This is a genomic window from Erythrobacter sp. JB1-7 (assembly GCF_057365015.1).
Genome location: NZ_CP200291.1, coordinates 317,121 through 337,652, shown reverse-complemented (window position 1 = coordinate 337,652; position 20,532 = coordinate 317,121). Strand labels below are relative to the sequence as shown.

Below are 20,532 nucleotides of genomic sequence, written 5' to 3'. Positions count from 1 at the left end.
AGTGAACAAAGACGTGCCAGCGTCTTGGTGTTAGCACAATAATAACCAACCGGATTTAGATATCCTTTGTCCTCGCGCCCGTGCCGGGCCGGACACACAGAAGAAGGACGTTTGCCGGTGCCCTTTAAGGGTTTCTTGTCATCCAAATCGAATGGCTCGTCATCTGGCAGCCACAAACGCGGTGGGCGCAGCAGCGCGGCCGCGCAGGATTTTGATGCGTCCAGCGTATTGTCTGACACCGAAAAACTCAGCATGCTCGATGAACTGGAACGCTCCGGCCTTGGCTGGTTCTGGGCCAGCGATGCGTCTGGTCAGCTGACATATTTGAGCGCGGCGATTGCTGAACGCATTGATGTGCCGCTTTCCGATTTGCTGGGCCAAGCGATGGCGAGCACATTCGAGCCTGCCAATCGCGAGGGGCGGACAAAATCGCTCCCGTTGATGCTGGGTGCGCGCAAGGCGTTTTCAGGCTTTGCCCTTCGCGCGGTCAAAAAGCCTGACGGCGCTGTGCTGCGGCTTTCGGGTCAGCCGGTTTTTGACCGGTCCGGTGAATTTGCTGGCTTTCGCGGAACAGGCGCAGACATAACCGAAGAATTCCACCGCGAAGAAGAAACCGCTCGGCTGGCAAAGTTCGATTCTGCTCACAGGTCTCGCCAATCGTCACCGCATGGCGCACATGATCGACACAACGCTGACCGCGTTCAAATCGGCCAAGCGCAATTGTGCGATTATGATGATGGACCTTGATCGGTTCAAACAGGTTAATGACACTTTGGGCCATGCCGCTGGCGATGAGCTGCTTAAACAGGTCGCCACCCGGCTGGGCCGCGCGATTGAGCGTGATTGCGAAATTGGCCGCTTGGGCGGTGATGAATTTCAGGTGATGATCCCCGACGTCGATGATCGCGGCGAACTGGGCGATATTGCGATGAAGATCATCGATATGCTGCGCCAGCCTTATTCGCTTGATGAAGGGCGCTGCGTCATCGGGGCCTCTGTTGGCATCGCGATTGCGCCGCATGACGGCGTGACCTGCGATGAAGTGGTCCGATCTGCCGATCTGGCCCTCTATGCGGCCAAGAATGGCGGGCGAGGGCAGTATCGTTTCTTCTCAGGCGATCTGGAAAACGAGGCATTGTTCCGCCGCCGTCTCGAAGAAGATCTGGGCGCAGCGGTTCGCGACGAGCAATTGTTTCTCGAATACCAGCCGATTGTCGACACCAAGACGCAGCAAGTGCGCACTTTGGAAGCTCAGGTGGGCTGGAACCATGTGCAGCGCGGCCCGATTGTTTCTGAAGAATTTGCACAAATCCTCGACGGATCGAGCCAGACGACCGAGGTCGGCCTGTGGTCGATCAGGGAAGCGTGCCGCAACGCGACCAAATGGCCCGACAGCGTGCGGGTTTCGGTCAATGTAGCGCCTGCTCTCATCAATTCGCAGGACTTTGTCGAAAATGTCGCCGATGCGCTGGCGGATGCGAAATTGTCAGCCACCCGGCTTGAGCTTGAGATTAGCGAAGCGGTGTTCTTTGGCGACACCAATGCGGTTGACCGGGTGCTTGGCGCGCTGTTCAAGCTGGGAGTGCGGCTGACGCTGGACGAATTTGGCAGCGGCTATTCCTCGCTCGCTTATCTGCGCCGCGCACCGTTTGACAATATCAAGATTGATGAAGGCCTGATCGCCGAAGCCGATCGCAAAGCCGAAGATGGCCTCAAATCCGATGCCGACAATGACGGGCTGGGCCTGATCCGCGCGATTGTGGCGCTGGCAGGAGCGATGGAAATGGACACCATCGCAAACGGCATCGAAAGCGAAGCGCTGAACAAGGCGCTGGTCGAATGCGGCGTCAAATTTGTGCAGGGTCCGATCTATTCAGACCCCGTCAGCGCCAAAACGGTTGAGCGCGAACTGATCGGCGAAACCTGGAAAATCGCTCCCAGCGGTGACCGGACGAAACGCGCGCGCAGGCGCACCGTATTCCGCAAAATTCAGGTCATCCACGATGATCACTCCTACGAAGTGACATTGCGCAATCTGTCGCGCACCGGCGCTTTGATCGAAGGGTTGATGGACGTGCCCAAAGGCACGCAATTCGTCGTCGATCTGGGCGGCGGGCAATTGGCCGTCGCCACTGTCATCCGCACCAGCGGCGATACGCAGGGCCTCGAATTTGAACAAAGCCTTGTCGATGATGGATCAGGCGGACTTGTCACGCGCAACCGCGTCTCGCCCTATGCGCTGGCTTCTGCCGGAGCGCCCTTGGCGGCGCTGTCGCAGGGCAATTATGCCGGTATGGAAGGCGGATTGCTCGACCCATCGGCCAGCGTTCCTCAGTTTGGCTATGCCAATGCGGTGAAGACAGAAGCGGCCTAGGTCCGTATCTTCGGGGCGAGCCGACGCTGGCCTGATGCAGATCATCTGTTTTGGGTCTTGCAATATTCGCGAATGACATTGGCAATCGCCATCGCTAGATCGCAAAGCATATGACTGACCTTTCCAAAATCCGCAATTTCTCGATTATCGCGCATATCGACCACGGCAAATCCACGCTTGCTGATCGGCTGATCCAGTACACGGGCGGCCTGACCGAACGTGAGATGTCCGAACAAGTGCTCGACAATATGGACATCGAAAAAGAGCGCGGCATCACGATCAAAGCGCAAACCGTCCGCCTCAATTACACCGCGAAGGATGGCGAGACCTATCAGCTCAACCTGATGGACACGCCGGGCCATGTCGATTTCGCTTACGAGGTTTCCCGCAGCCTTGCCGCATGTGAGGGCGCGCTGCTTGTGGTGGACGCTGCCCAAGGCGTTGAGGCGCAGACGCTCGCCAATGTCTACCAATCGATCGAGCACGACCACGAAATCGTCCCCGTCATCAACAAAATCGACCTGCCTGCAGCAGAGCCCGAGCGCGTGCGCGAAGAGATTGAGGAAGTTATCGGCCTCGATGCATCCGAAGCCGTCCTGTCCTCTGCCAAATCGGGCATTGGCATTGAAGACGTGCTCGAAGCGGTCATTGCCAAAATCCCCTCTCCTACCGGTGAGCGGGACAAGCCGCTTAAGGCCTCTCTGGTCGATTCGTGGTACGATCCCTATCTCGGCGTCGTCATTCTGGTGCGCGTGATCGAAGGGGAGCTTAAAAAAGGGCTCAACATCCGGTTTATGCAGGGCGGCACGCAGCACCTTGTTGACCGGGTCGGCTGCTTCACGCCCAAGCGCACGGACCTTGATGACCTTGGGCCGGGCGAAATTGGCTTTATCACAGCGCAGATCAAAGAGGTTGAACAAGCCCGCGTTGGCGACACCATCACAACGGTAAAAGGCGGGGCGAGCGAGGCTTTGCCGGGCTATAAAGAAGTCCAGCCCGTTGTGTTCTGCGGTATGTTCCCGGTGGATGCAGCAGATTTTGAAAAACTGCGCGAAAGCATCGGCAAATTGCGCCTGAACGATGCCAGCTTCAGCTTCGAGATGGAAAGCTCAGCCGCGCTTGGCTTCGGTTTTCGTTGCGGGTTCCTGGGGCTCCTCCACCTTGAGATCATTCAGGAACGCCTTAGCCGCGAATACGATCTTGATCTCATCACCACCGCGCCGTCGGTTGTGTACCGTTTGCAGCTCAGCAAATCGAAGACGGAGGAGGCGAAGGAGATCATGCTCCACAACCCCGCCGATTGGCCCGACACCAACCGGATCGAGATGATCGAGGAGCCATGGATCAAGGCGGTCATCTACACCCCCGATGATTATCTCGGATCGATCCTCAAACTGTGTCAGGACCGCCGCGGCATCCAGACCGATCTGACTTATGTCGGCGGGCGCGCGCAGGTCACATACGAGCTGCCTTTGAACGAGGTCGTGTTCGATTTCTATGACCGGCTGAAAAGCATCAGCCGCGGCTATGCCAGCTTTGACTATGAACAGATCGGCCTGCGCGAAGGCGATCTGGTGAAAATGAACATCCTCGTCAACGCCGAGCCCGTCGATGCTTTGTCGCTGATCGTCCACTCGGGCGTCGCGGAAGAACGCGGACGCGGCATGTGCGAACGGCTAAAAGACCTGATCCCGCGCCACCTCTTCAAAATCCCTGTCCAAGCGGCAATAGGCGGCAAAATCATCGCCCGAGAAACCATCGCCGCGATGCGCAAGGATGTGACCGCCAAATGCTATGGCGGCGACATTTCGCGCAAGAAAAAGCTGCTGGAAAAGCAGAAAAAGGGCAAGGCGAAGATGCGGGAATACGGAAATGTGAGCATTCCGCAGGAGGCGTTTATTGCTGCGCTGCGGATGGGGGAGGAGTAGCGCTCATTCGCAAATGAGGCTACTGCTTGTTTATGAACCTTCCCGACCATCCTAGCTTTCAAACCGTAAGAGGCTTTCCGCCAGCCTTTACTCGGAAAATGGACGTGTATTTTTCTGTCGATGTGGAAACGGATGGGCCGATCCCGGGGCGGTATTCGATGCTTTCATTCGCATTAGTCTACGCAGGGGCATTTGATGGGAGAACATTCTACGAGCCGCCAGAGTTTAATCACAATTTTTATACTGAACTTCGGCCGATTTACCACGAGTTTGAGGTTGAGGCGCTCCAGGTAAACGGCCTTGACCGAAACAAATTGATTGAAACTGGGCAGGATCCTATTGCAGCCATGACAGCTGCTGGGGCTTGGGTCGAGAACGTCGTAGGCAAGGGCGAGCCGGTCTTTGTCGCATATCCGCTCAGTTTCGATTGGACTTGGATGTACTGGTACTTTGTTCAGTTTGCAGCTGGTGGTTCACCATTCGGTTTTTCGAAGTGTTTTGATATCAAGACAGCAATGGCGATGACTTTAGGTCGAACAATTCACACTATCGGCAAGGAACGCATACCTAGCGTCTTGCAGTCGAAGTCGCCGCACACACACAACGCTCTTGATGACGCAATTTCTCAAGCAGAGTTGTTTTCGAACATTTTTCGATTACAGCATGAGCATGGCGAATACTTACCTAGATGAATTACGTTCCGGGTCGCAGACGAGACTTTCTCGTTTGCAAGAGAACTTATCGAGTGCAGCCGAGGTTCTTGGTCAGGACGGCACGATTTACTCGACAGGTTCTTATGGCCGGCTGGAGGCGGGAGCTGAAAGCGATTTAGATGTTTTCATCGTATCGCGCACCAAAGAGGGTGACTGTGATGAACCCCGATCACCGCTCATGACAGAGGTTCGACAAATAAGACTCAAGAGCGAACTCATCCAGGCGGTCGAAAATGCTGGCATGGCTGATTTTGACGCTGGCGGTAAATTTCTTAGGACGCATCTTTACTCCGATATTGTCGACGAGACTGGTAGTCCCGCTGATGACTTTAAGAATACCTTTACGGGTCGAATGCTCTTGATTCTTGAGAGTCGCTCTGTCTTAGGAGGAGAGGTCTACAGTGAACTAAAGCGAGACTGTATCGACGCGTACTTCCGCGACTTCGCTTCGAACGAATCTGATTTTGTTCCATATTTTCTCGTCAACGATATACTTCGCATGTGGCGGACGTTTTGCGTGAATTATGAGTATTACAGGGGCGATAGTAGCGACTGGAGGGTGAAGAACCTCAAACTGAAATATTCTCGGATGCTCACGTGCTTCTCGGCAATTATCTACCTATTGGCAATCCATCGCATCAACGAAACAGTGACGCCAAGTGATGTTGACCGAATGATCGGTTTTACACCAATTGAAAGACTAGGGGAATTTACCGATGTGGGTGATTTCGCTCACCTTTCAAACGGGTCAGAGATCCATCAAACCGCTGCGTATGCCATCGACGATTATGGCGAGTTCTTAGAGTTTGTGCAGGAGAAGAAAAGAGCAATCAAGGCGCTGAAGAAAGACGAGGAAGAATGGCGACAAAAATCCCATGAATTCGGTGCTAGAATTGCACACATTCTAGCGTTGATTTCTGGCGATGCCGGCCTCGACAATCGACTCTACCGAAGCATTCTCGTCTGAAAACGCTGCTCAATGACTTTCACCGTTTTCATCCACCGCTCAGACTCTATCTACGATGACAGTCCAGCAGAACGCTATCAATTCCCAAAACAATACCTGTCGCGTGCCGAACGTAGTGTCGGCAATTGGATAGTCTACCTAGAGCCAACCAAGGTCCCGAATTCACGTGGTTACTTCGCTGTCGCGAAAGTAGAGAAGATGATTCCCGACCCAACAAAAGCGGACATGTTTCTCGCATTGATCGAGCTGGGCTCGTACGTCGATTTCACTCAAGTGGTTCCTTTCAGCGGTCCTGATGGGCCAATCGAACGCGGTGTTTTGAATGAAAGCGGGAAGATATCGGGCCGCGCGCAATCTGCCGTGAGGCCTATTTCAGATGCTGACTTCGTCAGAATAGTAGAAGCAGGTCTCGCGGGTGATGACGACATTTTGCCGCGCGTGGACCTCGAAGCCGAACTGGACCTTGTTCAAGAGCAACGGGTTCCTTTCGAGTTTGAGCGGCCCATCATCCAGTCGCTGACCAATCGTAAAAAACGCGATGGCCTGTTTCGTCGTTCCGTCTTGGCTGCATATGACAGCACCTGTGCGGTCACAGGTTGGAAACTAATCAACGGTGGTGGGCGCGCAGAAGCAGAGGCTGCTCACATCAAGCCGGTTGAGCACAATGGGCCCGACAGCGTGCAAAACGGCATCGCATTGTCTGGAACGGTGCATTGGATGTTTGATCGCGGTCTCATCGGTTTTAGCGATGATTTGGACATTCTGATCCACCGCAAGGTGAATGACAGAATTGGAATTGAGGAGATTATCAATTCCTCGCGCAGACTTATCGCTCCAAAGAGGGCGGCGCATCGTCCACATCCGGCCTTTCTCGATTGGCACCGGCAGCATCACGCTTTTGCCGATTGAGTAATCCGAACTACGCTGACGCTGAACAAATTGGACTGAGTGCAGCCCTTCGACAAGCTCAGGGCGAGCGGGGGAGGGGTGGGGCGTGTCGCTTTGTCTTGTCTGCGAGATTGTACTCCCGCGCTCCGGCATTTTCCTACACTGCGCATAGCGTCTAAACCTGCGTGTATGCCCGCTCACCTTGCGCCCTTTAATCGCCTCACTCGATCAAAAGCCGGTTTTGTGATCGATCTGATTTTTACGCTAAGACCGTGTAACATGCGGTCCATGTGTGGCTCAGCTGCGGTGAACCGAGCCACCCGCGTAATTGGGAGTTTGGGCGCTTGCGGTCATCCCCAGACAAGTGCGCATCGGGCGTGCAACTTCACTTGGCGTTCACGTGCGCGCTGGCTATAGGCAAGGCATGACACGGATTACGCGCACATCGATCGCCAAAATGGCTCTTACAGGAGCCGCCATTGCCACTCTTGCTGGATGCGGTGGGGGGGCCGCGAATGAGGACGTGGCCTATGTCGCGCGGGATGTGGAATCGCTCTATGGCGAGGCTCAGCGGCGCCTGGACAAGGGCAACACGCTGGTCGCAGCGGCGCTGTTTGATGAGGTGGAACGCCAGCATCCCTATTCGCCCTGGGCCCGGCGCGCGCAGCTGATGAGCGCGTTCAGCTACTACATCGCGAGAGACTACAACAAGTCGATCCAGAACGCGCAGCGGTTCTTGTCGATCCATCCGGGCAACAAGGATGCGCCCTATGCGTACTACCTGATTGCGCTGTCCTATTACGAGCAGATCTCGGATGTTAACCGCGATCAGAAGATCACAGAACAAGCGCGCACGGCATTGCGCGAAGTGAACCGGCGCTTTCCGCAGACGGAATACGCGGCGGATGCGCGGCTGAAGCTGGACCTGGTGGCGGACCATCTGGCGGGTAAGGAGATGGAGATCGGACGGCATTACCAGCGCTCTGGCCAGTGGCTGGCCTCTGCCATCCGGTTCCGCAATGTGATCGAGAAGTTCGAGACGACCAGTCACACGCCGGAGGCTTTGTACCGGCTGACGGAGAGCAATCTGGCGCTTGGCATTCCGAATGAGGCGAAGAAATACGCTGCTGTTCTGGGGGCGAACTATCCCGGTGATGAATGGTACGAAAAAGCGTACAAACTGGTTGAGAAGCACGCGGCGGGCGTTGAGGCAATCTGAACGGTTACGGGGTGAGCTGGGCTCTGAGCGCTTCCACGCGCTTGGCATTGGCCCCGGCATCGGAATAGCCGACCCGTGATGCGGAGCGCACTTCGACCCCTCGGCCGGATTTGCGCAGTTCGAGATCATCGACGAACCCGAATGTGGGTGAGGTGAACTCGGCAGCGATGTAATCGCCTTGCTGCACGGTGATGGCGGCGCCCATGGCTTTCAAAGCGCCGGGCACCCGGTCCCATGCGTCAAGTGCAAAGGGATCGACTGCCTTCTCAGGTGCTGTCCCTGCCTCGCTGGAGACGCAATTGGGTTTGTCAGGGCAGGGAGCAAGCGTGCCGCTTACGAGGCCGGGGACTGATCCGTTCTTGGAGCTTTGCCCCAGATAGATGAAGCCGCCTATGCCGATTGCTACAACGATCACAGCTACAATCAGAACCGTCTTAAGCATTGCCATCCTTGCCTGTAATTCTGGATATTCGCGGAGGCCAGATAGCACAAATCTGCTCCGTTGCTGAACCTTGGTCAATCACGCTTGGCGAAAACTGTGCGCAGATGCGTGACGCGGGGGAGACAAGTGGTTAGATACCATTGCTGCAATGCTCACCCGGCTTTCCATCCGCAACATCGTCCTTATCGAAGCGCTTGATCTCGATTTTGCGCGCGGTTTGGGTGTGCTTACAGGGGAGACGGGGGCAGGCAAATCCATCCTGCTTGACGCCGTGGGGCTGATCCTGGGCGACCGGGCCGAGACATCTCTGGTGCGGGCAGGTGAAGACAAGGCCTCCGTCACGGCCAGTTTCGAGTTTGGCAGTCTGCCGAAACTGATCGCTGAAATTCTGGATGAGGCCGAGATTGAATGCGAGCCGGGTGAGCCTTTGCTGATCCGCCGGCAGGTCAAGGCCGATGGCGGGTCAAAAGCCTTTATCAACGACCAACCCACCAGCGCGCGCACTCTGCGCGATATCGCGCCTGCTCTGGTCGAACTGCACGGCCAGCACGATGATCGCGGGCTTGTGAACCCGCGCGGTCACCGGGTGCTGCTGGATCGGTATGCCGGTACTGATCTTGAAGGACTGTCTGCAAACTGGGCGGCATGGGCCAAAGCCGAGGCGCAATTGTCAGAGGCGCGCCGTCAAATCGAAAAGGCGCGCGAGGATGAGGAATTGCTGCGAGCGCATCTGGCTGAACTCGAAACGCTTGACCCGCAAGTGGGAGAGGAACTGGAGCTAGCCGGCGCGCGCGCGGATATGCAAAAGGGCGAACGGCTCTCTGGCGATCTCGAAGAACTGCGCCATTTGTGGCAGGGTTCAGACGCGCCGCTGGCAACCTTGCGGGTGGCTGCGCGCAAGCTTGATCGCATTGCCGAAGAACACCCATTGCTTGCCGAGGCATTGGCTGCGCTTGATCGCGCTGTGATCGAAGCGGGCGAGGCAGAAGATAAGCTTCAGGATGCCGCAAGCGCGCTCCATTTTGATCCCGCAGCGCTGGATGATGCGGAAACACGCCTGTTTGAACTGCGCGCGCAGGCCCGCAAACATCGCTGCGAAGTGGACGCGCTGCCCGATCTAATGGCCGAAATGCGCGGAAAACTGGATGCGATCGAAAGCGGCGGTGCTAATCTGAAAACACTCGAAGCGGCCGCTGAAAAAGCGCGCGCGTCTTATGAGACGGCAGCGAGCAAAGCGCACAAGGCAAGGGTGAAGGGCGCCAAATTGCTCGATAAAGCGGTGGCGGCGGAACTGGCTCCGTTAAAATTGGATGCTGCGCGCTTCCTCACCGCGATTGCGCCGCTAGAGCAGGACAAATGGGGCGTAAGCGGCGCCGATGCGGTCGAATTTCTGATCTCGACCAATCCCGGCGCGGATCACGCGCCGCTTGGCAAAATCGCATCGGGGGGTGAATTGTCGCGCTTCATCCTCGCGCTTAAAGTGGCGCTGGCGGAAAAAGGCGGAGCAGCGACCATTATCTTTGATGAAATTGACCGCGGCGTAGGCGGGGCGGTGGCCTCTGCGATTGGTGAGCGGCTGGAGCGGCTTGCAGCGCAAGAAGGGCAATTGCTAGCCGTGACTCACAGTCCCCAGGTGGCCGCGCGCGGAGGGCAGCATTACCTCATCGCCAAATCGTCCAGCGGCACAGTCACCAAGACGGGCGTTGTTGAGCTCGATAGCAGCGGGAGGCAAGAAGAGATTGCCCGCATGCTGTCAGGCGCTGAGGTAACACCCGAGGCGCGTGCGCAAGCGGACAGGCTGTTGGAGGGCGTTTGATGGAAATTATACTGGCTTCGCTGGCGGCATTGCTGCCTTTGGCGGCAATTGGCCTGACGACTTTGGCTGCGTTTGCTGTGATGATTGTCTTGGGCTTGCTCACGGAGATGAGCTTTAAACGGCTGTTCTTCGTGTCTTTCGGCCTGGGATTGCTGGCACCGATCCTGGCCGGCGCGGGGATTGCCAGCGCTATCGCCGATGGATCGTTTGAACGCAATGCGAGCGCTGGCTTGCGTGAGAAACTGTCCGAACTGCAGGACATTTCGCAGCAGGTGGAAACCGGAGATATGACCGATGAAGAAGCCAAAGCGCGCGTTGAAGAGATTTTTAGCGGGTTTGAGGACTTGCAAATCCGCTTTGATACAGACGGGAGCGACGCAGGCGATGAGGCGGCAGATGCAGGTGTGCCGCTAGAATTGCCTGAGGGCACGGAAAGCGAAGTCGGCGGGGCGGAATGAAGGCGGGTTCTTTATCCGAAGCCGAAGCTGCCAATGAACTGATGCGTCTGGCCCGCCAGATTGCGCGGCATGACAAACTTTATCATGCGCAGGATAATCCTGAGATCACCGATCAAGAATATGATGCGCTCACTCGCCGCAATCGTGAGCTGGAAGAAGCGTTTCCGCATTTGATCCGCGATGACAGCCCGTCGCGCAAAGTGGGGCACGCCATCGCGGCATCGCCTTTGAGCAAAGTGACCCATGAGGTTCGAATGATGAGCCTCGACAATGCCTTCAACCCAGGCGACGTGGCCGAATGGGCCGCGCGGCTCAAGCGGTTCCTCTCGCTTGCTGAGGATGCGCCTATGGCGTTTACGGCTGAGGACAAGATTGACGGGCTTTCGTGTTCGCTGCGCTATGAAGCAGGCAAGCTTGTGCGCGCCGCCACGCGCGGGGATGGGCAGGTGGGTGAGGATGTGACGCCCAATGTGGCGCATATCGCCGATATCCCGCAATCGCTCCCCGCCGGTGTGCCCGATATCTTCGAAGTGCGCGGTGAGGTGTATATGGCAAAAGCTGATTTCAAGGCTCTAAATCAGCGTCTTCATGATATCGCTGAGGCATCTTCGGCCGTAGAGGGTGAAAAGGCCTCAATAACCAAAGCGGCGCGTGCAAAAATCAGATTGTTTGCCAACCCGAGAAATGCTGCCGCTGGATCACTTCGTCAAAAGAATCCGGAAATTACGAAAAAAAGAAGTCTTAAGTTCTGGGCGCACGGCTGGGGCGCTGCATCTATGGTTCCGGGGGAGACGCAGGCGCAAGTGGTCGATCAATTGCGCCGGTGGGGATTTCCAATCTCTCCCCTGTTTACCCGCATGGAAACTGTCGAAGCGCTGATCGAGCATTACGAGGCGATCTCGGCTGCGCGGCCTGATCTTGATTACGAGATTGATGGCGTGGTGTACAAGGTCGACCGGCTCGATTGGCAGGCGCGGCTTGGCTCGGTTGGGAAAGCGCCGCGCTGGGCTATTGCGCACAAATTTCCGGCTGAACGCGCGCAAACCACTTTGGAAGCCATCGACATTCAGGTCGGGCGCACGGGCAAGCTTACCCCTGTCGGCAGGCTTTCTCCCGTGCTTGTCGGCGGGGTGACGGTTACCAATGTGACGCTGCACAATCGCGATGAGATTGAACGGCTGGGCGTGCGCCCGGGAGACCGCGTGGTGGTTCAGCGCGCAGGCGATGTGATCCCGCAAGTGGTCGAGAATTTGACGCGGGATGAGCCGCGCGAAGCATACGCCTTTCCCGATGCTTGCCCCGAATGCGGCAGCGAGGCTGTGGCGGAAGAAGGCGAAGTGGATGTGCGCTGCACCGGCGGACTGATCTGTCCGGCCCAGCGCACGCAGCGGCTGGAGCATTTCGTCAGCCGCAAAGCGCTCGACATCGAAGGGTTCGGGACCAAGACGATTGCGCAATTCTTTGATTTAGGGTGGCTCGAAAGCCCTGCGGATATCTACCGTCTGAGAACGCGGCGCGAGGATATTCTCGCGCTTGACGGGTGGCAGGACAAGTCTGTCGATAACCTGCTTGCGGCTGTGGAAGAAAAGCGCGAACCCGATGCGGCGCGCCTGCTGTTTGGCCTTGGCATCAGGCATGTGGGCGAAGTGACTGGGCGCGATTTGATGAAGCATGTCCATGAATTGCCTGCCCTTCGCATATTGGCTGAGCAGGCCTGTGCAGGCGGCGAGGATGCTTTGTCAGAGCTTACCAATATCGACGGCATCGGCCCCAGCGTGGTCACAGCTCTTGGCGATTTCTTCCACGAACCGCACAATGCCAGCGTTTGGGAAGACTTGCTGAGCGAGGTCTCTCCCCCGCGCTATGAAGTGGAAACGCTGGACTCGCCCGTCGCAGGCAAAACGGTGGTCTTCACCGGAAAGCTTCAAACCATGAGCCGCGATGAAGCCAAAGCGCAAGCCGAACGTTTGGGAGCAAAAGCAGCGGGCAGCGTGAGCGCCAAAACCGATCTGCTGGTCGCGGGGCCGGGCGCGGGGGCAAAGCTGAAGAAAGCGGCAGAGCTTGGCATTGAAACAATCGACGAGGCAGGCTGGGCCGATATTGTGAAAGCGGCGGGATGAGCCGCCGGATTGAATTGCGGCTGAAGAGGGGATTAGCCGCTTACTTCGCGAAACTTGTGCACGACCTTGAATCGCCAAAACAAGTCCGGCGTTTTGGCAGTGGCTGGCTAGCTGGATTTTTCGCGTTCCTGTTTTCGATTGCCGGACTTGGGCTGGTGATTGCGCTGCGATTTCCAGAATGGTTCGCAACGCCAGAACTGGACATCGTCAAAGAATGGGCTGGCTTTCGGACTGTTGTGCACGCGGTGTTGTTGGCTAGCTATTCTCTTGCGCTGCTAAGCCTGATTCTGCGACCGCAAAAAGTTCTGGGCGCCAGTGCTCTGGTAATAGGCATAGCTGCTGCTTTGCTAGGAGGAGCCAATGTCCAGCCCGACGAGACTCAAAGCTGGGGCGTGTTTTTCGGGTTAGATTTCTTCATCATAAACTTGCTGGTGACGGGATTCATGTTCGCACCTTTAGAACGTCTGTTTCCCCGTGACAGAAAACAGCGATTGTTTCGCCACGAATGGCGTGAGGATTTGTTCTACTTTCTCGTCAGCACAATGTTTGTGCAAATCCTCGGTTTTCTAACCCTTGCGCCCTCTAACATAATCAACGCCAACTCGAATTCATGGGATGCATTTCGTTTGTGGGTCGCTCAGCTGCCGTGGCTAGTGCAATTTGCGGTCGTACTAATTGCATCTGATTTTGCGCAATATTGGTATCATCGTCTGTTTCATAAAGTGCCGTTTTTGTGGGGCTTTCATGCGATTCATCACAGTGCCAAATCGTTGGACTGGCTTGCTGCATCGCGCATGCATTTACTCGAAGTAATCCTGCTACGAATGGTGACCAGTTTGCCACTGTTCACGCTGGGATTTAGTCCAGCGGTGATGCAGGCTTACCTGGGTTTCATTTTCGTCTGGTCATCATTGCTTCACGCCAATGTTCGCGGCAACTTTGACAGGCTGGGCCATTGGATCGCGACACCGCGTTATCATCATTGGCATCATGCGCTCGAAGATGAGGCGTTTGACAAGAACTTCGCGATCCATTTTCCCTGGATTGATAAAATGTTCGGCACGTTTTACCTCCCGAAAGGACATTGGCCGCAAGATTATGGAATTCCGGAAAATGTTCCGCGGTCCTATTTCAGCCAGCTGATCTATCCTTGGCGACGGGCGCAGAAGGACTGCGAAGATGCTTGAGCAAACTAATGGCCAAGCCTCGCGTATCGCGAACCTGCTCCGGACGCGCGGGGAGAAAGTCGCCATAGCAGATGGCGCAACCGGGGGGCTGATTGCGGCGAGCCTTCTCACGGTGCCTGGTGCGCTTGATTTTTTTGTGGGCGGGGGCGTGGTCTATTCGCTGCGGGCGCGCGATGTTCTGTTTGATTTGCCGCGTGAAGCTTACAAGGGCATGCGCGGGGCGAGTGAGGAATATGCGCTTCTCCAAGCGCGCGCGATCCGGGACAATTTCGGCGCGGAATGGGGGCTGGCGGAAAGCGGTTCTGTTGGCGGATCATCGCACCCCACAGGGGCTGCGGCGGGCACGAGTGTTGCGGCTTTGGCTGGGCCGAATGGCAAAGAATTCACGCAAAAACTCGAAACCGGCAGCGATGATCGCATTGCCAATATGGAGAGCTTTACCCGCAATGCGCTGGGCCTGCTTGAGGCGCGGCTTTCGCCTGCCTAGTCCGCCTCAGGCACCCATTTCATCACTCCCCCCGATAATGGCGACCACCACCCAGTCGCAATGCCAGCCTTGGCCAATTGATCGCTGGTCCACTGGTTGCATGTATTGCCAAGGTGATAGGTGCCTTTCGCTTCGTAAAACACATCGTGACCGTCATATCCGGCATAGGTTTTTTGCTTGTTTGCCGGTTTCATCTGCGCGGTGATCTGCGCTGCCAGCTTGCGGTATTCTGCAGGGCGCACGCGCAGCACGCGGTAATCAGCATCAGGCGCAGGGCGGACATAATGCGCGACATGCAGAACGCCATCGCCGCCGCTTAAAGCGTTGACGGCGACTTCTGGGCTCAGATCGCTCCAACTGGGGGTTTCGAGGAAGAATGCACGCTCGCCCCAGCTGACGGCTACATGGGTGTATTCGCGATGGGGATCGGCAATATCGCTCACCGGGAAAGCGGTGCGCCAATCGTGTTCAGGCGTAACGAGCGGCATGGCGATTTCGGTGTGGATGCCATTGGTGCCGATCATGATCTCGATGCCTGTTGCCGGCTGCTCCCAATCTCCATTGCGCGGGACAGAAGATCCGATCCATGCGCTCAGAGCAAACAGGAGGGGTAAAGCGATCAATACGGCGGCTATACGTTTTGCCGCCTTTATCCCGAGCGCTCGCAAAGCCTGTTCAGCCATGCACAATCCTGCGTTTTAGCCACAGGATCGCCCAATCGCCGCGCTCTAAGCGGGCCGCGGTGCGAAAGCCTGCTTTGCGATAGGCGCGCCGCACTTTGGTCTCCTGTTCGCCTGCCAGCAGACCTGCGAGCACCAAGCTGCCCTTGGGCGCGATGCTGGCGGCGAAATCAGGGGCGAGATCCACCAGGGGCCCTGCAAGGATATTGGCAATGAGCAAATCATAAGGCCCGCGCAGCGAGAGCAGCGGATCATGCATCCCATCGGCAATCACCATGGTGAGCGCACCGGGGGCGCTGCCTATCGCGATGTCGTTAAGCGCGCTGTTCTCATGCACCACATCAGCGCAAATGGGATCGATATCGGAAGCGGTGACGCGCGCGCGGGGCCACAAATGCATTGCGGCAAAGGCAAGCAGCCCGGTGCCCGTTCCAATATCGGCGATCCGGCGCGCGGGAAGGCCAGAGCGTTTAACCGCCTCCAGCATTTCCAGACACCCCGCGGTTGTTTCGTGCTGTCCTGTGCCAAAGGCCTGCGCTGCCGGAATGGTGAAATTGATCGCTTCTGCAGCAGGGGGATAATTGGGAGTGTGGACGTAAAACGACCCCGCGCTGATCGGCGGCGCGCCGTGCTGGCTTAAGGTGAGCCAGTCTTCTTCTTCAAGCTTTTCCACGCCGATCCGTGGCGCTTTGCCAGCGAACAGAGCTGCGATCGCCTGCTTTTGCGCGGCGGCAGGCTTGCGCGGATAATACGCCTCTAGCACCCAGTCATCGGGTCGCTCCTCTGCAATTTCGCGGCCCGTGATCGTCAGTTCAAAATCCCATTCCTCCAGCTCGTCATGCGCCAAAAGAGCGGCCTGAACCACGCGTTTGGGTGCGTATGCGGTGAGAAGGTAGGTTTGTTTCATCAGTGGTTCTTTACCGCCATTCGCTTGGAAGGGACCAGCCCATTTTCGCAGAAGCGGGGGAGAGGCACTCCAAATCTCACCGGACAAAACTCGCGCCATTTGCGTCAATCACAGCGCCTGTCATGCTGGGCGGGGCATCGCAGGCACAAAATGCGGCAATGCTCGCGATTTCTTCGGGTTCTGTCACGCGGCCAAGGGGTATATCTGCCAAAAGCCGATCACCGCCGCGGCTCTCCAAATAATTTCCAGCCATCGCCGTATCGGTAAAGCCTGGCGTGACAGCGAAACTCAACACGCCATCACCAGCATAGCCGCGAGCAATTGTCTTGTGCATCGCTACCATGCCGCCTTTGGCTGCCGCATAATGCCAGTGATCGGGCAGAATCGCCGCGATAGGCTGCGCGGCTGGCGATATGCACCAATCGCCCGCGCACACCCTCGCCATCACGGTCTTGCGAAAGCCAGTGCTTCACAGCGAAACGCGACAATTGCGCAGCTGCCGTTAGATTGATGCGCAGCGTATCTTCCCACGCATCCATCCATTCAATGTCCGATGCTTTAAGCGGGTTTGCCTCAAACAGACCCGCATTGTTGATAACCGCGTCAATTCTACCATCGGCCATTGCCAGGGCCTCTTCCCACAGGGCCTGCGCGGCAAAAGTGCTGTGGAAATCTGCCGCCAATTCCTCTTTGCCATCGCCGCGTGTGGAATGGCCGATCACCCGGCACCCGCGGGCCTCAAGCACTTCCCTGATAGCAGCGCCGATCCCGCGGCTTGATCCGGTGACTAAAATGGCGCTCATGGCAGATCTCTATCCCCAATTTTGCAACTCGTTATCTCAATCTTTGCAAGAGAGCTATGCGCGATGCGCTTGCCTCTATCGCATGGTGCGCTAAGTGGAGAAGAAATGACAGTTACGCATTCAAAGGTTTTAACGGGATCACTATGAACAACAGACCGCTTTCGCCGCATCTTCAGATATGGCGCTGGGGGCCGCATATGCTGGTTTCCATTCTGCACCGGGCCACAGGCGATGGCATGGCGCTGGTTGGGCTGGCGCTGCTGGTGTGGTGGCTGGGCGCGATTGCGTCGGGCCCGTCGAGCTATGAATTGTTCTATGGTCTGATGACATCGCCAATGGGTTACATCGTGATGGTCGGCCTGACCTGGGCGTTTTTCACTCACATGATGAGCGGTCTGCGCCATTTCGTGCTGGATATTGGCGCGGGTTATGAATTGTCGATCAACAAGATGTGGTCGATCCTATCGCCGCTGATCGCTTTGTTCGCGACTGTTGCCGTGTGGCTCTACGTCTTTTTCGGCCAGGGGAGCTGATCCATGGGTAACGGAACCTCAATCGGGCGCGTTCGCGGGCTTGGCTCCTCTCACGAAGGCGCACATCATTGGCTGGTCCAGCGCTTTACCGCGATCAGCAATCTCGTTTTGATGAGCTGGCTTGCGGTCAGTTTTTTGATGCTGGGCGATCTGAATTACGACGCGGTGTCGGCCTGGCTTAAAAAGCCGATTGCCGCCGTGCCGATGATGCTGCTGGTTATCAGCCTTTTTTCGCATGCGCGCATGGGGCTGCAAGTCCTTATCGAAGATTACGTTCACAATCCCGGCACCAAATTCGGAGCGCTCTCTGCGCTTAATCTGGCAGCCTTTGGCGGCGGCGCATTCGCACTGTTCAGCGTCGCAAGTCTCGCATTCGGAGTTCAAGGATAATGGCAAGCAAGCCGGCAAACGACGCATCAGGCCCCGACCTGAAAGGGTCTTACAAGATCATCGACCACACCTATGACGTCGTCGTCGTGGGTGCGGGCGGATCAGGCCTGCGCGCAACCATGGGCGCTGCCGAAGCGGGCCTGCGCACCGCCAACATTTCGAAGGTTTTCCCCACACGCAGCCACACCGTCGCGGCCCAAGGCGGGATCGCGGCATCGCTTGGCAACAACACGCCCGATCACTGGACCTGGCACATGTATGACACCGTCAAAGGGTCAGACTGGCTGGGCGATCAGGACGCGATTGAATATCTCGCCCGCGAAGCGCCCCAGGCAGTTTACGAGCTGGAACATGCAGGCGTCCCGTTTTCGCGCAATGAAGATGGCACGATTTATCAGCGTCCCTTTGGCGGGCACATGCAAAATATGGGCGCGGGCCCGCCAGTGCAGCGCACTTGTGCAGCGGCTGACCGTACCGGGCATGCGATGCTTCACGCGCTCTATCAGCAGAGCCTGAAATACGATGCGGATTTCTTCATCGAATATTTCGCACTCGACCTGATTATGGCCACTGTCGATGGCCAGCAGAAATGCGTCGGCGTGATGGCGATGTGTCTGGATGACGGCACCATCCACCGTTTCCGCGCGCAATCTGTTGTGCTTGCAACTGGCGGCTATGGCCGCTGCTACTACACCGCAACATCCGCGCACACCTGCACCGGCGATGGTGGCGGCATGGTTTTGCGCGCTGGCCTCCCCTTGCAGGATATGGAGTTCGTCCAGTTCCACCCCACCGGCATTTACGGCGCAGGCGTGCTGATTACCGAAGGCGCACGGGGCGAGGGCGGTTACCTCACCAATTCCGAAGGCGAACGCTTTATGGAGCGTTACGCACCATCTGCCAAAGATCTCGCATCACGCGATGTTGTCAGCCGCTCAATGGCACTGGAAATGCGCGAAGGTCGCGGGCACGGGGCAGAGGGCGATCATATCCATCTGCATCTTGACCACATTGATCCTGATGTCTTAGCCGCGCGCCTGCCCGGCATCACCGAAAGCGGCAAGATTTTCGCAGGCGTTGATCTAACGCGTGAAGCTTTGCCGGTAACGCCGACGGTCCATTACAATATGGGCGGCATCCAGTGTAACTATCACGGTCAGGTTGTGACCATTGGTCCCGATGGCGATCCCGACAGCGTCGTTCCCGGCCTTTACGCCGTGGGTGAGGCGGCGTGTGTCTCTGTGCACGGCGCAAACCGTCTGGGTTCAAACTCTTTGATTGACCTTGTCGTCTTTGGCCGTGCAACTGGCCTCCACCTCAAAGAAAACACCGTTGCAGGCGCAAGCCAGCCCGAATTGCCGGGCGACAGCGCCGATTTCGCGCTAACTCGCCTCGATCACTTCCGCTATGCCAAAGGCGGTTCGCCGACGGCAGAAATCCGTTCTGATATGCAAAAAGCGATGCAGAAACACTGCGCCGTCTTCCGCGACCAGAAACTGATGGATGAAGGCGTCCAGAAACTCGCCGATCAGAACAAGCGGATGGAAGACATTCACGTGACTGACCAATCGCTGATCTGGAATTCGGATCTGATTGAGACGCTAGAGCTCGACAATCTGATGAGCCAGGCAAACGTCACCATGGCATCAGCCGCGAACCGCAAGGAAAGTCGCGGCGCGCACGCGCATGAGGATTACCCTGACCGGAACGATGCCGAATGGATGAAGCACACCGTCGCCTGGTTCGATGGCTGGGGCGGCCGCGGAAGCAATATCCGCCTGGATTACCGCCCGGTGCACGAATACACACTGACCGAAGATGCGGAATATATCGAGCCTAAGGCGCGGGTTTACTAGCGGCATATGACCCAAAGTTTTGAGCGGCTCGCCCGTTTGCCGCTAGCGCTGGTCGCTACGGCGGGAGCGGGCCTCTTTTTCTACGGGCAAACGATGCCAGCATACAGTGATGTTCACGCAGCGAGGCAATTGAAAGGCCCGGATGCCTGCGATGGTCGCGGTGTGGTCGAGGGGTGGCATGAAAGTTTGGCGGCGCTTGAGACTATGCGCAATCCGGTTATGCAGGGCGGCGCCAGTCTCGCCTTAGCAGCTATCTCTGCTTGGTTGATCTTACTGGTGTTTAGGAAAACGGATGCGAGGAAGGTCTGGACGCCCACCAACCCATTGACGTTTTTTGTTTTAGGTGCAGTTGTGCTGGCTATCAGCTGGCAATCCACAATGTTCAGCATCGAGCTCGACGCAGCGCGAGGTGAGTTTCCTTGGTGCGCCGATAGCATCGGCATACCGATGATGTATATGAGCACTGCTTACATTATGCTTTTTGTCGTTTGCTCGATCGTCGCAGCCGCCATTGTATACTTCTTTCGCGATCTCCCTGTGCCACTGTTTGCGTGGGAAAAGGGTCAGCGATTGCGAAGTTGGCTGATAAGCACTCCATTTTTTGTGATCGCCCTGACTATTGTTTTTCTCGCTTTGGATGGCGCGATCCTATCTACATTCTTTGGCACTCCGGCGGCGGTGCTCGCACTCTATCTAACTGAGGCGAGCCGGTCGGCACTAATCAGCAACTTGTCTTCTGATCTCGAATTCGAATGACGTACCTA

The 20,532-nt window shown here is 56.8% G+C and carries 19 protein-coding genes and 1 pseudogene; 16 read left to right on the top strand and 4 right to left on the bottom strand.

Going from position 1 to position 20,532, the window contains the following annotated elements:
* Positions 1–135 precede the first annotated feature (135 nt).
* The 7 genes from AC0V6W_RS01650 (at position 136) to AC0V6W_RS01620 (ending at position 8,089) form a co-directional block, all read left to right on the top strand.
* A complete protein-coding gene (locus AC0V6W_RS01650; RefSeq protein WP_486146519.1) occupies positions 136–747 on the top strand; it encodes a PAS domain-containing protein in 612 nt (203 codons plus the stop codon).
* The gene (locus AC0V6W_RS01645; RefSeq protein ID WP_486146517.1) at positions 677–2,374 is read left to right on the top strand and encodes a putative bifunctional diguanylate cyclase/phosphodiesterase; all 1,698 of its coding nucleotides are present in this window, start codon (positions 677–679) and stop codon (positions 2,372–2,374) included. The genes AC0V6W_RS01650 and AC0V6W_RS01645 overlap by 71 nt, the downstream gene beginning before the upstream one ends.
* 110 nt (positions 2,375–2,484) lie before the next feature.
* Positions 2,485–4,302, top strand: coding sequence for a translation elongation factor 4 (gene lepA, locus AC0V6W_RS01640; protein ID WP_486146515.1), 1,818 nt, complete (start codon positions 2,485–2,487; stop codon positions 4,300–4,302).
* 32 nt (positions 4,303–4,334) lie between these two features.
* The gene (locus AC0V6W_RS01635; RefSeq protein WP_486146513.1) at positions 4,335–4,994 is read left to right on the top strand and encodes a 3'-5' exonuclease; all 660 of its coding nucleotides are present in this window, start codon (positions 4,335–4,337) and stop codon (positions 4,992–4,994) included.
* The gene (locus AC0V6W_RS01630; RefSeq protein WP_486146511.1) at positions 4,966–5,982 is read left to right on the top strand and encodes a hypothetical protein; all 1,017 of its coding nucleotides are present in this window, start codon (positions 4,966–4,968) and stop codon (positions 5,980–5,982) included. The genes AC0V6W_RS01635 and AC0V6W_RS01630 overlap by 29 nt, the downstream gene beginning before the upstream one ends.
* A 12-nt stretch (positions 5,983–5,994) precedes the next feature.
* Positions 5,995–6,891, top strand: coding sequence for an HNH endonuclease (locus tag AC0V6W_RS01625; protein ID WP_486146509.1), 897 nt, complete (start codon positions 5,995–5,997; stop codon positions 6,889–6,891).
* 403 nt (positions 6,892–7,294) lie between these two features.
* The gene (locus AC0V6W_RS01620) at positions 7,295–8,089 is read left to right on the top strand and encodes an outer membrane protein assembly factor BamD (protein ID WP_486146507.1); all 795 of its coding nucleotides are present in this window, start codon (positions 7,295–7,297) and stop codon (positions 8,087–8,089) included.
* Between the two features lie 4 nt (positions 8,090–8,093).
* On the opposite strand, the gene AC0V6W_RS01615 is transcribed toward AC0V6W_RS01620, so the two are convergent.
* On the bottom strand, positions 8,094–8,531 hold the full coding sequence (locus AC0V6W_RS01615) for a DUF1499 domain-containing protein (RefSeq protein ID WP_486146505.1): 438 nt from the start codon (positions 8,529–8,531) through the stop codon (positions 8,094–8,096).
* A gap of 148 nt (positions 8,532–8,679) precedes the next feature.
* On the opposite strand from AC0V6W_RS01615, the gene recN reads away from it, so the two are divergent.
* Genes recN through AC0V6W_RS01590 form a run of 5 tightly spaced genes read left to right on the top strand, consistent with a single transcriptional unit; the run spans position 8,680 to position 14,599 of the window.
* Positions 8,680–10,347 (top strand): DNA repair protein RecN, encoded by a 1,668-nt coding sequence (gene recN / locus AC0V6W_RS01610; protein WP_486146503.1) that lies wholly within the window; start codon positions 8,680–8,682, stop codon positions 10,345–10,347.
* Positions 10,347–10,805 (top strand): hypothetical protein, encoded by a 459-nt coding sequence (locus AC0V6W_RS01605; RefSeq protein ID WP_486146501.1) that lies wholly within the window; start codon positions 10,347–10,349, stop codon positions 10,803–10,805. Before recN ends, AC0V6W_RS01605 begins: the two co-directional genes overlap by 1 nt.
* Positions 10,802–12,925: an NAD-dependent DNA ligase LigA gene (ligA, locus tag AC0V6W_RS01600; RefSeq protein ID WP_486146499.1), complete on the top strand. Its 2,124-nt coding sequence runs from the start codon at positions 10,802–10,804 to the stop codon at positions 12,923–12,925. Before AC0V6W_RS01605 ends, ligA begins: the two co-directional genes overlap by 4 nt.
* Entirely contained in the window at positions 12,922–14,112 is a 1,191-nt protein-coding gene (locus tag AC0V6W_RS01595; RefSeq protein ID WP_486146497.1) for a sterol desaturase family protein, read from the top strand. Before ligA ends, AC0V6W_RS01595 begins: the two co-directional genes overlap by 4 nt.
* Positions 14,105–14,599, top strand: coding sequence for a CinA family protein (locus AC0V6W_RS01590; RefSeq protein ID WP_486146495.1), 495 nt, complete (start codon positions 14,105–14,107; stop codon positions 14,597–14,599). Before AC0V6W_RS01595 ends, AC0V6W_RS01590 begins: the two co-directional genes overlap by 8 nt.
* On the opposite strand, the gene AC0V6W_RS01585 is transcribed toward AC0V6W_RS01590, so the two are convergent.
* The 3 genes and pseudogenes from AC0V6W_RS01585 to AC0V6W_RS01575 form a co-directional block, all read right to left on the bottom strand.
* Positions 14,596–15,282, bottom strand: a complete 687-nt coding sequence (locus AC0V6W_RS01585; RefSeq protein WP_486146493.1) for a TIGR02117 family protein — start codon at positions 15,280–15,282, stop codon at positions 14,596–14,598. The genes AC0V6W_RS01590 and AC0V6W_RS01585 overlap by 4 nt on opposite strands.
* Positions 15,275–16,186 carry a 50S ribosomal protein L11 methyltransferase gene (locus AC0V6W_RS01580; protein ID WP_486146491.1) on the bottom strand — a complete coding sequence of 304 codons (912 nt, stop codon included), beginning with the start codon at positions 16,184–16,186 and terminating at the stop codon, positions 15,275–15,277. The genes AC0V6W_RS01585 and AC0V6W_RS01580 overlap by 8 nt, the downstream gene beginning before the upstream one ends.
* A gap of 76 nt (positions 16,187–16,262) precedes the next feature.
* A pseudogene (locus tag AC0V6W_RS01575) lies at positions 16,263–16,989 on the bottom strand (SDR family NAD(P)-dependent oxidoreductase).
* A gap of 143 nt (positions 16,990–17,132) precedes the next feature.
* Here AC0V6W_RS01575 and sdhC point away from each other — a divergent pair.
* The 4 genes from sdhC to AC0V6W_RS01555 are packed head-to-tail and all read left to right on the top strand — an operon-like array spanning position 17,133 to position 20,524.
* Positions 17,133–17,522, top strand: coding sequence for a succinate dehydrogenase, cytochrome b556 subunit (sdhC, locus tag AC0V6W_RS01570; RefSeq protein ID WP_486146489.1), 390 nt, complete (start codon positions 17,133–17,135; stop codon positions 17,520–17,522).
* Between the two features lie 3 nt (positions 17,523–17,525).
* The gene (gene sdhD / locus AC0V6W_RS01565) at positions 17,526–17,912 is read left to right on the top strand and encodes a succinate dehydrogenase, hydrophobic membrane anchor protein (RefSeq protein ID WP_486146487.1); all 387 of its coding nucleotides are present in this window, start codon (positions 17,526–17,528) and stop codon (positions 17,910–17,912) included.
* A 38-nt stretch (positions 17,913–17,950) separates the two neighbouring features.
* Positions 17,951–19,768: a succinate dehydrogenase flavoprotein subunit gene (gene sdhA, locus AC0V6W_RS01560; RefSeq protein WP_486151430.1), complete on the top strand. Its 1,818-nt coding sequence runs from the start codon at positions 17,951–17,953 to the stop codon at positions 19,766–19,768.
* Between the two features lie 6 nt (positions 19,769–19,774).
* A complete protein-coding gene (locus AC0V6W_RS01555; RefSeq protein WP_486146485.1) occupies positions 19,775–20,524 on the top strand; it encodes a hypothetical protein in 750 nt (249 codons plus the stop codon).
* The last annotated feature ends 8 nt before the right edge of the window (positions 20,525–20,532 follow it).